This window comes from Sphingobacterium sp. UGAL515B_05 (genome assembly GCF_033097525.1).
Classification (GTDB): domain Bacteria; phylum Bacteroidota; class Bacteroidia; order Sphingobacteriales; family Sphingobacteriaceae; genus Sphingobacterium.
Window position 1 is genome coordinate 5,537,785 of record NZ_CP109907.1, and the last position, 13,319, is coordinate 5,551,103.

The 13,319-nt window shown below is 37.9% G+C and carries 13 protein-coding genes; 7 read left to right on the forward strand and 6 right to left on the reverse strand.

All coding sequences use genetic code 11. The features are described 5' to 3' along the window. Positions 1-64: 64 nt before the first annotated feature. The 3 genes from OK025_RS26850 to OK025_RS23215 all read left to right on the forward strand — a co-directional run bounded on the left by OK025_RS26850 (position 65) and on the right by OK025_RS23215 (position 1,872). The gene (locus OK025_RS26850; protein WP_411567680.1) at positions 65-259 is read left to right on the forward strand and encodes a C10 family peptidase; all 195 of its coding nucleotides are present in this window, start codon (positions 65-67) and stop codon (positions 257-259) included. A 43-nt stretch (positions 260-302) separates the two neighbouring features. After that, on the forward strand, positions 303-767 hold the full coding sequence (locus OK025_RS23210; protein WP_317667108.1) for a hypothetical protein: 465 nt from the start codon (positions 303-305) through the stop codon (positions 765-767). Between the two features lie 493 nt (positions 768-1,260). Beyond that, positions 1,261-1,872 (forward strand): hypothetical protein, encoded by a 612-nt coding sequence (locus tag OK025_RS23215; protein WP_317667109.1) that lies wholly within the window; start codon positions 1,261-1,263, stop codon positions 1,870-1,872. Positions 1,873-2,456: 584 nt separating this feature from the next. Here OK025_RS23215 and istB read toward each other — a convergent pair. Both istB and istA read right to left on the reverse strand, forming a co-directional pair. Then, positions 2,457-3,194, reverse strand: coding sequence for an IS21-like element helper ATPase IstB (gene istB / locus OK025_RS23220; RefSeq protein ID WP_317667110.1), 738 nt, complete (start codon positions 3,192-3,194; stop codon positions 2,457-2,459). Between the two features lie 18 nt (positions 3,195-3,212). Then, entirely contained in the window at positions 3,213-4,766 is a 1,554-nt protein-coding gene (gene istA, locus OK025_RS23225; protein WP_317667111.1) for an IS21 family transposase, read from the reverse strand. Positions 4,767-5,069: 303 nt separating this feature from the next. Here istA and OK025_RS23230 point away from each other — a divergent pair, with 303 nt between their 5' ends. Beyond that, positions 5,070-5,480: a hypothetical protein gene (locus tag OK025_RS23230; protein WP_317667112.1), complete on the forward strand. Its 411-nt coding sequence runs from the start codon at positions 5,070-5,072 to the stop codon at positions 5,478-5,480. 134 nt (positions 5,481-5,614) lie between these two features. On the opposite strand, the gene OK025_RS23235 is transcribed toward OK025_RS23230, so the two are convergent. The 4 genes from OK025_RS23235 to OK025_RS23250 form a co-directional block, all read right to left on the reverse strand. Next, entirely contained in the window at positions 5,615-6,667 is a 1,053-nt protein-coding gene (locus OK025_RS23235; protein ID WP_317667113.1) for a DUF5694 domain-containing protein, read from the reverse strand. A 174-nt stretch (positions 6,668-6,841) separates the two neighbouring features. After that, the gene (locus OK025_RS23240; RefSeq protein ID WP_317667115.1) at positions 6,842-7,624 is read right to left on the reverse strand and encodes a type II CAAX endopeptidase family protein; all 783 of its coding nucleotides are present in this window, start codon (positions 7,622-7,624) and stop codon (positions 6,842-6,844) included. A 192-nt stretch (positions 7,625-7,816) separates the two neighbouring features. Next, positions 7,817-8,758: a helix-turn-helix transcriptional regulator gene (locus tag OK025_RS23245; RefSeq protein WP_317667116.1), complete on the reverse strand. Its 942-nt coding sequence runs from the start codon at positions 8,756-8,758 to the stop codon at positions 7,817-7,819. A 65-nt stretch (positions 8,759-8,823) separates the two neighbouring features. Continuing rightward, the gene (locus OK025_RS23250; protein WP_317667117.1) at positions 8,824-9,726 is read right to left on the reverse strand and encodes an SDR family oxidoreductase; all 903 of its coding nucleotides are present in this window, start codon (positions 9,724-9,726) and stop codon (positions 8,824-8,826) included. Between the two features lie 301 nt (positions 9,727-10,027). Here OK025_RS23250 and OK025_RS23255 point away from each other — a divergent pair, with 301 nt between their 5' ends. From OK025_RS23255 to OK025_RS23265, 3 genes are all read left to right on the forward strand, one after another. Next, the gene (locus tag OK025_RS23255; RefSeq protein ID WP_317667119.1) at positions 10,028-10,498 is read left to right on the forward strand and encodes a DinB family protein; all 471 of its coding nucleotides are present in this window, start codon (positions 10,028-10,030) and stop codon (positions 10,496-10,498) included. A gap of 813 nt (positions 10,499-11,311) precedes the next feature. Then, entirely contained in the window at positions 11,312-11,467 is a 156-nt protein-coding gene (locus tag OK025_RS23260; protein WP_317667120.1) for a helix-turn-helix domain-containing protein, read from the forward strand. A 246-nt stretch (positions 11,468-11,713) separates the two neighbouring features. Continuing rightward, on the forward strand, positions 11,714-13,255 hold the full coding sequence (locus OK025_RS23265) for a DHA2 family efflux MFS transporter permease subunit (protein ID WP_317667121.1): 1,542 nt from the start codon (positions 11,714-11,716) through the stop codon (positions 13,253-13,255). The last annotated feature ends 64 nt before the right edge of the window (positions 13,256-13,319 follow it).

Below are 13,319 nucleotides of genomic sequence, written 5' to 3' on the forward strand. Positions count from 1 at the left end.
AAGTTTTTAATATGTATATTTATTACACCAGCCATAGAAAATAGATTTTGAGAAAAATTTATTTGTGGAGAGTGAAATAAAAGCGAATAGCCCCGTTATATTAACCGGTTATACTACAAATGTCGAAAGCACATACCCGGATGGCCATTGCTGGGTGACAGATGGAATACACAAGGTTATAACCTGTCCCGAAGCGTTACCTGATGGCTCAACAATTGGAGGATGGGGCTTTCTGTGGTTTCACATAAATTGGGGCTAGCTCGGTTGGGATATGGTTTATTCTATCTACAATTCATATCAATATGAACAAGTTATTAGTAATATTCGCAAGCCTTCTTACTTTCATCGCATGCAAGAAAACAGAAGAAATAAACTCAAGTGTCTATAGTGAAGTACAGCTCACTTTGGTCGATGAAAATGGTGCAAATGTCCTAAATTCAAAGCTAACAATTGCGGATCTTAATCTTTATTATGTCTCAAGTTCAGGCGAAAAAATCATTCAATATAATTCAAGCCTGGATCTTCCAAAAAACATGGAAATAACCAGTGATGGACAGGATAAAAAACTACGATTGTTTGCCAACCTCAAGGCGGAAAATAACGAGTATACTGAAAGCATATTAAACGTTAAAGGTTATGATGATATAACAATTAAGGTTAAGGTTCAAAAAAAAGGCGGTAGCCTCGGATATTCCGACTTATTTGTAAACGGAAACAACATACCTGTAGAATTGAGATTTAAACCGATTAAGATACAACTGAAGTAATAGTCACAAAAGATACAAAGACCACTAAATACCAGAATGCACATCCTTTACAACAAGATAGTTTGGATCAAGTCATTAATAAACAGAAAAGACTTCTGGAAGAAAAATTAAGATAGAATGATGAACAGACTCAAGCACTTATTTATCCTGAGGAACAGTTTGGGATAATATGGATCTACATATTCAGCTGGATCTAGTTTTCGCGGACAATACGTATCGAATCAGGTTGACTTACTACTGGAAAGATAAACAGAATTAGACGGTCGAATCTAATGGAAACATTCAAAATGACCTATCACAATCGAATATTCAAAGTTGTCAACAAATTCAGGTAATGGCGACACCTCAAGTGAGATGGCCTTTCATGACAAGCAAGAGGGAAATATCCTTACATCTATTTATTAGGGGGTAGCATTGTTGCCGGACACTTGATAGGTCTAGTCGATTCAAATGAAAATATTGATATGGTATCAGAGTTTTAAGTAGTGAAGATATGAAAAGAATTAACTGGTCAATATGGCTGCCGATGCTGGCTATCATTTTACTTACAATTGAAGTGCTGATGGAGTTTGTAATCTCCGATCAAGCATCCTGGTCCAGGTTTTTATCCAGTATAAAAGAGACAAATCCAAACGGTTGGTTAATTATCCCAGCAATGATCATCAGTGGGATCATTATAGGGGCGCTACGAATTTCCAAGCATAAATTTGGTAGGCGTGTGTCGGTTGCGACAGGGCTGATATTTATAGGTTTCTCACTTTTTTTTATCACGAGAATGACACTATTCTATTACGGGTTGAATGAAAGTCTCAATTATTTTACAGCAAAGGAGGACATAAAAAATGGAAAGATCAGATTCTATACATATGGACAAATGCATTATAGCTCCGAGAAGGAATATTACGCTATAGATTCTCTTGAGAAATCCTATGGGTACGAGGTGATCGATGCAGGTGGAGGGACTCCAGGTCTAGAAATATATAACGATGTGATTGAAGATTATTTAACAAAAATTCATGGGAAAAATTGGCGTGATGGATTCAATAGAAAAATAGATTCAATATATAAGTCAAGCAACTCAAGTCAAAGAAAAATAGACAATTAACACTCCCCTGTACTTCATCTCGTCAAGACCGAACCAGTGTGACCTGGAGATATAGATGAAGATAGATCCTACATTTTTCGATAGTTTTTAGTATTTTGTATCGTAATTTGTTAACCCTATCTAAATATGAAGAATCCTTTAGGCATCAAGGATATCGCCAAGATGCTCAAAATTTCGGTATCGACAGTTTCGCGGGCTTTTCGGCATACCCACGAAATTTGAAAGGAATTAATAATTTCTCCAAATGGAATCACTAAAGCCAGCGGGAAAATAACACCTAAAATAAAGAGCACACATGCATTTGTTATTTTAAAAACTTCTAATTTGAAGCAAAAGGGGTCTCTTCTCGTACTTTTTGACGCACTCATAAAAACAATGAACTTTTTTAAATATATGGTACTTAACAATGGAACATACAATCTAGATAAGCATCCCCTCTACATATTGAAAAAAAAATAATTCGTAGAAATAAAAACGTTAAAATCACTTTAGGTCTGTCCTGGGTATTTCGGAGTAATGATGCCAGTGATTTCGGTCAAACCGTGCCACTTAAAAGATCATACAATTATATAAAAAGGATTTGATTATTCCTTTTTCAATATTCCTTTTCTAAGCGATTCACCTTTTAGGTCTATCCGATGTGAGGAGTTCACAATCCGGTCCAAGATCGCATCCGCAATAGTGCCCTCTCCGCCGATGACCTCGTACCAGGCCGATACCGGTATCTGGGATGATATTATGGTTGATCTTTTACCATGTCGGTCGTCGATAATATCCATCAGTGTTTCCCGATCTTGACTATCAAAAGCCTGCAAACCAAAGTCATCAAGTATCAGCAGTTCCGTTTTCGTTAGTTTTTCCAGTTCTTTAAGGTACGTTCCGTCAACTTTGCTCAATTTCAGCATTTTGATCAGTCTGGCAGTTACTGTATATGAGGTTTTTATCCCCGTAATACAGGCCTGGTGTCCGAGAGCCTGGGACAAATAGCTTTTTCCAGTACCGGAAGCACCACAGATGATAATGTTTTCTTTTCGGAGCACAAAGTCCAGTGTACCCAGACGCGCAAACATATTTTTGTCCAGATTTCTTTCGCTGGCGTAGTTTATATCACTTAGACTGGCATTATGCCTAAAGTTTGCCTGCTTGAGCAAACGCTCTATCTTTTTATTTTCCCGGTCTTCCCACTGATGGTCAATAAGTAATGCAAGGTATTCGTCGCAGGTTATCCCTTCGAGCCTGTTTTCCTTAACGTACTGCTGGTGTAACTGAGCCATAGCTCCTAAACGCATGTCGCGTAGTTTTTCAACTGTCTGATTGTTCATTTTTTTGATTCTTGATTATTATTCATAAGCGGAAGCACCGCGTATATTGCTGTGAAAAGGTATATGTGGTTTTTGAGGCTCAAGCTCACTCACTGATAAAAGCAGCCTGTCCATATTGTTTTTTAGGATATTCTTTATCCGCAGATAGGAACAGCTATCTGTATCCAATGCTCTTTTACACGCATTGTTCAGACGCCCGGATCCATAGGCTCGGTGCAGGTGAATAATTCCAAGAGAGCGTTTGTAGTTTATTTCGGGATAATCATGGGAAGCTAGGATCTTTTCGATGCATGCCAGAACATATTCCCCATGTGGCAGCGCTTTTTTTCTAAAGAACTCTGGGCTCCATTCCGAATAGAACTTATGTGTGCTGCTCAGGTGATCTGCGTTAGTGATGTAACTGCCTTTGGTCAGATTGCGCTGGTGAAGCGCAATTCTTTCATGATTATAAAAGATCTCTACGCGGCTCCTGGTGTAATGGATCATTGTTTCCTTTCCGATATAGCGGTATGGAACGCTATAATAACACTTCTCCGGAGAAAAGTATACGTAACCCATCTTCTGTACTTTGGCCCTTTTGTAATCTTTCAGTTCATATGTATCAGTGGGAAGGGCTTTGAGATATTCTCGTTCAATGCTCTGGAAGAGCTCGATACGGCTCGATTCTTTTCGTTTGAACAATAGATTGTTATAACGCTCCAGTAGTACTGCAATTTCTCTATTGAGATCTTCCAGCGAGAAGAAAGTCATTTCACGTAATGGATAATAGATACGCTGATAGGCCAGATGCACCGCATTCTCAACCAGCGCCTTGTCCTGTGGAGAGTAACTACGCGTTGGGTTGATGACACAGTTATAATGGCGGGCAAAGTCCTTGAAGCTACGGTTGATGTCCGCTTCGTATCTGCTCGATCTATTGACGGCAGACTTTAGATTGTCGGATACTATCGCTTTGGGCGATCCACCATAAAAACGAAGTGCCGCCGTGCAACAGGATATCATATCTTCGCGTTTCTGGCTCCTGCATGCCTGGATATAGGTGTACTGGCTGCACGGCAGTATGGCCACAAATACTTCCACAGCGATAGCCTCTCCGGTATGTTTATCGATGATCTGCAGCTTCTTCCCGGCAAAGTCTACGAACATTTCTTCTCCCGCAATATGCTGAAGTTTCATTGAACCCTTTTCTTTTGGATATTTACGGCGATAATGTTCGAGAAACTGCGTGTAGCTATATGGTTCTGCGGCCAGCTCAACATATTGCTGATAATGATACAGAAAGGTAAAGCCGGGATGATTCCGGGCCTTGTTGACCCCCTGAAAGTAAAGCATGAGTTCATTATGGCGGGTAGCGTCCAGCGTCGTATGGGATGAAAACAGTTCGGATAAAGCAGCGGTATCAAAGTCCAGAAGCTTCTTGAATGAGTAGCCGCTGCCTGCAAATAGCTGCATATAGGTATTGACTGTATTGCGGGAAATACCGAGAACGGAACCTATTTTACGGTTACTGTAACCGTCCAGATGTAATGTGAGTATTTGTTTTAAGTCCATCGGATCAAGTTTGTTGGCCATATCGCTGTATTTAAAGCGACAAGGTAATTCTTTCTTGATCTTTTTAAAGTGGCACGATTCAAACCGTAAAAAATACGGATGGATGAGCGAAAATTAAACCACTAAAGTGGCATCATTTGAACCGTAATAGCTGGCACCATCCGACCGAAATGACTGGCACAAATCAAACCGTAATATCCATGTCCGAAGTAATTTATAATAAGGATGTATATCTTGCCAGCACCGAAATCCTTTTGAATCAAAAAGGAATCCGATCTATCTGAAGACTGAAATGCAAACTTATATTACAATAATATTGGTGTTATGAAAATTTTAGCAATAATTATATCTTTTTTTTTCATTTTGATTTCATGTGATGATGTTGATTCAAAATTTTGTGTTTTAAATAGAACTAATCAAAATATATATGCTTATCTGACAACCGATTCCTCTTCGGAAGAGGCAAGAGCTTTTTTTATTGATAATGGAAGACCGAATCAAACGTTAAGAATATATAAGGCAATAAAACAGCATGATTCTGTTTGTTTTCCGATTATTGGTAATTGGAATCAAATCAGCAATTTTAACGGAGATGGAGATATTTTTATCTTTTCAGTTGATTCAATTGAATACGATAAGGAACAGTTGAAAGCCAATTCTTATCATTTTATAAAAAAATATCAAATAACAAGGAATAAACTTTATCAGCAGGGTTGGCGTTTCGAAATAAAATAGTTTTTACGATTAACAAATTGAAAACAGAGCGATTTATTGCAAAATAAATCGCTCTGTTTTTTAGATTACAACATTAAAAGGAAAAAAATCTCTCAGCGAAAATTCTTATATGCTTTAAAATGATAACACCACTTTTAGTCAACTTCATTAATGTTTCTCACTTTCACAGCTGGCATCGTCTTGAAAATGTCCTGCATGTACTTTCTATGGTTGGCCCCAGCTAGGACTACAACTCTTTTGGCGCCTACAATCTTAGCCCTTTTGACAACATTATGGCACATTCCCTCATTTCTCATAATCCACCAATGTATTTTTGACAGCATTTCTTCTTTGGGAAACCCATTCATGTTATATAGAACAGGCAAGTAAAAATCTCCCCAGGCGGAAATCTCGGCGGCCTCATCCGTGTTCAACCATTCCGTTACCGTATTTGAAGACTTTTCGATATGAGCATATTTTTCAAAACCTTTGTCAATAGCTATCAAAGCTGTTTTCAACTGATTTTTTAAGGAATCGGTTATATCTTTCCTAAACAAGAGAAATTTTGCATCAAATGCTCCCCACGATGCTTGCCAATTCAGATCATAGTCCTGGCAATCCATAGCCATCAGTTCCTCGATGCCTAGCTCCTGCATTAGCGGGAAGGCGATATAGGCATACTCAGAGGTTATCAGCCTTTTCATACTTCGTCCACTGGTATCTATCCCCGGGCTAAGCAATTTTTCGATATGATTTTCAAGTTCAGCATTGGGTTGATGCCTCAGGAAATTATAAACTTGCCAAAATTGATAATGTCCATTTGCCACATCCTGATCGAGATAATAGGCATGCGCTAAATCAGCTTTTACACGATAATCATTGGGTTGCTGCTGGGATCGTTCCTTCAAGCTGTCAATGGTATGCTGCAGTAATGCCTCTTCTATAGGTCGATTGCTCCTAAGTTTGCTTAGCCGGTTGCTATTTGGCTGTTTGCACCAATAATCCATTAGCAAACGCTCGTCTTCTTTACTCAGAAACTCTCCAAAAAAGGCGTCAGGCTTAAATTTTCTAATTTTTTGATGGATGCTGGAAAAATCCTGGGTAGGATATTTACTATAATCATGGGAAACGCCTATTAATAAAACCTCAATATCCTGTGCTTTGGCGTTGATCGAGATTAAGAAAAATAAATAAAAGAAATACTTCATATTAATGGCCTCAAAATAGGTTTTTTCATGGCGTAGTTTTTATACTACTAAATTTACGGAAATTTTAGAAAAATTAATCAAAAAAACTGTGCATCGAGGTCAAAGATTCTTACCACTCTAAAAAGAAATTGAAATAACCAAACTCCAACGATTAAATCTCTTATCCGATTAAAATCATTCTGTCAAAGCTTTTCGAGATTTGAATAATAGCGAAACTATCAAAATTCCTAAAAGCATCACGACAGCGTAAGCTGTATAAGCTACTAGTTCACCTTGTCCCTCAAAACCTTTAGGCACTATTTCAATCAATAATCCGGTGTTATTTTTATAACCGAGCATCCAATGAAGAGAATTCCATGCAAAATGCAATCCGGTAGACAAGGCTATATTACCCGTTTTTAATGTAGCAATTCCAAAAAGCAATGCTCCAAATCCTGATCCAATCAACGAGTTTTTTAACGTTGAACCAGCGATTATATGTTCTATAATAAATATCACAATAACACAAAGTAAACCTAACACTGGCCCAATTTTATCTTTCAACCTCCATAACATATATGTTCTAAAGACAAGTTCTTCCCGAAGACCAACAAATAGGAATAATGGTATATATAAAGCAAATTGAGATAGCTGAAATGTAGTTGACCGTTTAAATTCTACCTGCGATAGATTTACAATTAGCAAGGTCATAGTCCCTACCATTAACAATCCGACGCAAAGCCCGATAAAAAATTTTGAAATATCGTTTTTCTTAAATCCCAGACCTATTTTACGAAGAGAAATTTTATCCCAACGCTTGAAAATATACACTAATCCTACTGTTAATACAGTTGCAAGCATTAATGAAAATAGTTCCGGAAGATTACCGGCTTTGCAAATCGCATTTGAAATTGCAAACATCATCATGCTGCAAAGATAAAATAGCATTACCTTAAAATAAGTCGGAGCATTTTTCATTGTAATAATTTAAGTTATTTGAAATTACAAAAAGTCATACAAAAAACTGAAATTCAAACAATTATTCATAAACCATCAAAATAAAAACAACGAAGTCTACACGGTATCACTCCCCAATGATGGCAATCCCTCCCTGTCGCAACTCGGAAGCATTCGGAAATATAATCAATGCATACGCAAAAGAATTTTTATCTATATCTTACCTATTACTTCTTCAAATTCAGCTTTAATAGATTCCCAATATTGAATGAATTCCTGAACTCCAGCGGCGAAATATTGGTTGGCTTTAAACAGTTTATTGAATGACTGGGGGTGCTCAAAACCCAATTCATAAGCGATCTCACTTATGGTGCGTTCAGTTGTGGAAAGCCATTCCTTGGCTTTTTCGATCAACTTTTCATGGATGATCTGCTGCGTGGTTTGTCCTGTCAGCGATTTGAGCAGTCCCCGCATGTATTGCGGCGACATATTCAGCTTTTCGGAAAGCAACTGCACCGTGGGTAAACCATAAGCCGTGATATTTCCTTCAAAATAATCGGAAAGAAAATTTTCCAGCTTCTCCAAAAACTGATGACTCGCCTTTCTACGTGTTATAAACTGACGCTGATAAAAACGCTGGGAATAATTCAACAGGGTTACCAATTGAGAAATGATAATATCCTGGCTGAACTGGTCCAGATTGCTCTGATATTCCTGTTTGATATTCTCGATGATCTGCTGCATTTTTACCTCCTCATCTTCTGATAGGAACAGTGCTTCATTGATCGAATAGTCAAAAAATTCATATCTTTTGATCGAAGCAGAAAGTGCTGTGTTCCACAGAAAGTCCGGATGGATCATCAGCATCCATCCGGAAGGATTTCTTCCTTCTTCTTCACGTATTACGCTTAAAATCTGATGCGGGGCCATGCAGAACATTACCCCTTCATCAAAATCATAGTCATTCTGTCCGTACTTGTACTTGTGTTCCATGTCACGTTTTACCGAAATCATATAAAAATCAAACAATAGGCTCTGTTTACCGACTTTTGTTTGCTCGGTCATATCCTCAAAATTGATTACACTGATAAGCGGATGCTTGGGCGCCGGCAAACCGCGCAGTTTATGGAAATCGGAAATGCTCCTAATTCTCATGGGCTTATTATCGGACATGGTCTTACCTGCTTTTATATTTTAATGGAAAGGAACAAAATTACAGATTATCGGCGTTCCGAAAAATAATACGAACTTTTTAAATCTTCCAATAAGGTTGGATGTACGGGGTTCCAGTCCAGCACATTCCTTGTCCATTCACTTGAACTCCGATTGTCAAGCTTTGCAAAATGTGTAAACCAGGAAAAATGCTGCTCGGCTTCCTGAGAATTTAAAGAAACCAAAGGGATATTTAAACGCTCGGCAATTTCAGTGGCTACCGTTTTAAGCTCGATTCCCTCTTCAGTCACGGCATGATATCTAGTTCCACTGTCAAATGGTTTTTCTAGTGCCAAACGGTAAAGCCTTGCTGCATCCAGGCGGTGAACAGCTGGCCAATGATTATTTCCGTCGCCAATAACCGCTGAGACAGCCTTTTCTTTTGCTATTTTGATAAATAGCGGAACAAAGCCGATTTTATCGCCTTCACCATGCACTGATGGTGATAATCTGATCACAGCAACGTTCAAGCCTTTTCTTACCTGATCGTCCGCAGCATTTTCAGTTGCAACCCTTGGGTGCGGATGATTAACACTGCGATCCTGCTCGGTTGTCATACCATCTTTTGAAAAAAGTGCTGTGCCAGAAGTGATGAGAAAAGGTTTATCTGTACCAACCAAAGCATCTCCTATGGCATTAATTACTTCTTTATCTAATTCGCACATTTCTTGAAAACGCCCAAAATCATGAACAAATCCCAAGTGTATAACAGCATCAGCGGCTTTGACCCCTATCTTCAGACTTGCAAGATCAGTCAGGTCGCCACGGTGAGCCCCCGCTCCCGCTTCAATTAATTTCTTTGCCGATTCTTCCGACCTGGCAAGCCCGAGTACCTCGTAACCAGCTCCCAATAATTCCTGTACTACAGCTGTCCCAACGAAACCTGTAGCACCTGTAACGAATACCTTCATGTCTAACTTTATTTATAAAGTAAAGTTCAGAGTCTTTGTATCATTAAACGTATCCAAAAATAACTTTGTTGTAGCCAAAACTTACGATCTGAGTAAGAGTGGAGTGTCGATACCTTTATAGCAGAAGACTAAGATAGAATAAAAAGCAAAAAAGGCCAGAATAGTCCACACTGAAGGTCTAATGAGGAATTAAGAAATCTAAGACAGAAAGCGATGAAATCTGACATCTAGGCTTGAAGATTGAAAACAAACATCATTATATTTGAATTTATTAAATTGATTTAAAATCTTAATCAATACTATGACGAATGAATTATTTGAATTTGAAATTCTAAAAGCCAGTAGAACCAGGTTATTACAATTAATAGAAACTGTTGATAACAACATACTATTTAAAATCCCAGATAGCTTTAACAATAATATCGTTTGGCAAATTGGTCACTGTATTACTTCTCAACAGCGGCATATGTATATGCGTAGTGGGCTACCGATGCATATATCACAGGAATTTATGGGAATGTTCAAAATTGGAACCTCCCCGCATACTTGGGAAAGTACTCCAGATGTTGATGAAATAAAACATACATTACTTTATACAGTCGACCAACTTAGTAAAGATCTAGAATCGGATATATTTGTTAATTACCAGCCCTTTAGCTTACCTCTTGGCATTTCCGTCAATAATCACATTCAAGCACTTCAGGCAGCCAACTTTCATGAAGCCGAACACAGCGGAATAATATTAAATTATTTAAAACTTCTAATACAGTAGGGATACAAAATGTTTATTTTCTTTAATAAATATTTAGAATACCAAATTTAACCCAAGATCTCTATTATTGCCTATTCCCCCCAATATTGGTCCTAAGAATGCCAACTTTCATCCAGCCGAGTACAGCGGAATAATATTAAGAAACCAGGATCTCAAGGATTATAAGCCCCCCCATCCTATTCCTCCGCAGACTGAACAGTCCGTATCGTCACCAAAACAGCTCTGACATTCAAACAAAAAGGATCTTATATACCATTTTTTATCAAAAAACAATTCAATTCTAAAAGGGCTTCCATCCTCAGCCTCTACAAAAAATAAATTGAATTGTTTCCTTCTGACAGAGTCTCAATCAATTTAAAATCATAGTCATTGCCAATCAATATATATTTCTTTTCAAATGACGGGTAGAGAATTCCTTTTTCTACCAGTTTGTTAACGATTTTAGTATTATTCCTAAAAATTTTAAATACCTGTAAAAAATAGTCGAAAATTTCCTCTTTATCCATATCAATTAATACATATTTACCTATCCATATTTTTACTTATCCATATTTCTACCTTTTCAATTGAAGGAAAAGCTCCACTTGAAAACCGTCCTCCTCCACCATAAAAATACAAATGTATTTAAAGTGTTGAGTTGCCCCAATATTTATTCTTCCGTTAGGATGTCTTTTACCGCTGTATTTGATTGTAATGCCATCCACGATTACAAAACATGTTATTCTAGCACTGTACCTACACCGCTCTTTAACCTGTTGAATTCATCGTAGGTCTAGGTAAATGTACTCTATTTAAAAAAAACAAACCAGTAAAATGCTACGGATTATTAAGGCTATGGAATTAATTAACGATACCGATTTGAATATGACCGAGATCACGTACGAGATTGGCTATTCAAATATAGCTGCTTTTAGCAACAATTTTTATCTACTGACCAATATGAGGCCTACGGAATTTAAAATGAGATGAATCTGATATAACTAATGTATTTTTTTATCTGATATTATTTATTCATTTTTGTACCGATCAGTATATTTTAAAATATAATATGACTTAGTTCTATAGAATGTTGTATAATATAAAAAATGTAGTTATAAATATACCTAACGGTATATTTATAGAGATACAACTCATAAAATATAAAAATAGCATGGATATATAATGCAGGCCGATTGGAGTTCCAACAGCTTGCAGGAGACTAATAATTTATAAAAAATGAAAAGATTAATATTAATCGTCACAGTGATTACAGCTGCAATTATGGAATTGATTGATACGTCAATTGTCAACGTCGCATTGAACTACATGAGCGGTAATCTGGGAGCTTCCATGGAAGATATCTCATGGGTTGTAACCGCTTATGCCATCGCCAATGTGATCGTCATACCGATGACAAGTTTTCTTGTCAATAATCTGGGGCGTCGAAACTATTACATCGGTTCCATTATCTTATTCACCTTTTGTTCATTTATGTGCGGAAACTCATCGAATATATGGGAATTGGTGGCTTTCCGTTTTTTACAGGGTATTGGTGGAGGGGCTCTCCTTTCCGTTTCAGCTGTTGTTGTATATGAATGTTTTCCGAGAGAAAAACAAAATATAGCCAGTGCATTATTTGGGATAGGTGTATTTATCGGACCTACAATAGGTCCTACGCTAGGAGGCTACATCACGGATAATTTTTCGTGGCCGTGGATATTTTATATCAACGTACCGATTGGTATAGTCACAGCACTAATATGCCTTCGATTACTGCCTGAGTCTCCGGTCAGGGAAAAGATAAAACAGGTTGACTGGGCGGGAATATTTTTGCTTATCCTAGGTATCGGCTCCCTGCAGACAGTGTTGGAACGTGGTGAAACGGAAGATTGGTTTGAATCAAAAATGATTATCATTCTTTCCATAACGGCTGCTATTGCGCTCGCCTTATTTATTTTCCAGGAACTTACGACATCCGCACCTGTGGTCAAATTGCGAATTCTCAGCTATCCTTCTTTGAGTATTTCGGCTATTTTAACTTTTGTTACAGGTTTAGGCATGTTTACCTCAATCTTCCTTACACCGGTGCTGGTACAGCGGTTTCTCGGCTTCTCCCCCACTCAGGCCGGACTGGTACTTTTGCCCGGATCCATTCTTGCTGTATTTGCACTGATCATTACCGGAAGGGCTTTGCAGCGCGGAGTAGCCCCTTCTTTAATTGTATTGATAGGCTTTATCTGCTTCATTTACTTTAATTGGGCGATGTCCCAAATTAATCTCGACGTTTCTGCAGAAACAATAGCTCACCATTTGATTATTCGCGCCCTCGGCATGGCTTTGCTCACTGTACCACTGTCTACACTTGCTATTTCCCAGCTTGATCCCCAGAATATGGCTCAGGGAACAGCCATTAATAATATGATGCGACAACTTGGGGGGTCGTTCGGAATAGCCTTGATCAACACATATATCATAAGAAAAACTGCTCAGCATCGCATCGATCTGATTTCACATATTACGGCAGATAATATGCACCTGACACAACGAATCGAAAAATATAAAACACTCTTTTTGACGCAGGGACTAACAAATACAGAAGCAGAAAAGAAAGCCATGGGGCTACTGGAAAAAGTCGTTGTAAAACAATCTTTATTCAATAGCTATACAGATGCCTATATATTGGTAGGCCTCCTATTTTTGTCAGTCACGCCCATTCTTCTCTTTTTTCTGAAAGGAAACAAGAACAAAAAGATTATCATCGCCAATGCTGATCATTAATATCTGAATTATCGTGTTCCGCTTTTCAAAAGTGACGACAACCTCCTTAAGAGGTAAATTTCCA

Excerpts from the sequence above, each read along its gene's own strand:
- OK025_RS23210 (WP_317667108.1), top strand. The coding sequence starts at position 303 with ATGAACAAGTTATTAGTAATATTCGCAAGCCTTCTTACTTTCATCGCA.
- OK025_RS23215 (WP_317667109.1), top strand. The coding sequence starts at position 1,261 with ATGAAAAGAATTAACTGGTCAATATGGCTGCCGATGCTGGCTATCATT.
- istB (WP_317667110.1), bottom strand. The coding sequence starts at position 3,194 with ATGAACAATCAGACAGTTGAAAAACTACGCGACATGCGTTTAGGAGCT.
- istA (WP_317667111.1), bottom strand. The coding sequence starts at position 4,766 with ATGGCCAACAAACTTGATCCGATGGACTTAAAACAAATACTCACATTA.
- OK025_RS23230 (WP_317667112.1), top strand. The coding sequence starts at position 5,070 with ATGAAAATTTTAGCAATAATTATATCTTTTTTTTTCATTTTGATTTCA.
- OK025_RS23235 (WP_317667113.1), bottom strand. The coding sequence starts at position 6,667 with ATGAAGTATTTCTTTTATTTATTTTTCTTAATCTCGATCAACGCCAAA.
- OK025_RS23240 (WP_317667115.1), bottom strand. The coding sequence starts at position 7,624 with ATGAAAAATGCTCCGACTTATTTTAAGGTAATGCTATTTTATCTTTGC.
- OK025_RS23245 (WP_317667116.1), bottom strand. The coding sequence starts at position 8,758 with ATGAGAATTAGGAGCATTTCCGATTTCCATAAACTGCGCGGTTTGCCG.
- OK025_RS23250 (WP_317667117.1), bottom strand. The coding sequence starts at position 9,726 with ATGAAGGTATTCGTTACAGGTGCTACAGGTTTCGTTGGGACAGCTGTA.
- OK025_RS23255 (WP_317667119.1), top strand. The coding sequence starts at position 10,028 with ATGACGAATGAATTATTTGAATTTGAAATTCTAAAAGCCAGTAGAACC.
- OK025_RS23260 (WP_317667120.1), top strand. The coding sequence starts at position 11,312 with ATGCTACGGATTATTAAGGCTATGGAATTAATTAACGATACCGATTTG.
- OK025_RS23265 (WP_317667121.1), top strand. The coding sequence starts at position 11,714 with ATGAAAAGATTAATATTAATCGTCACAGTGATTACAGCTGCAATTATG.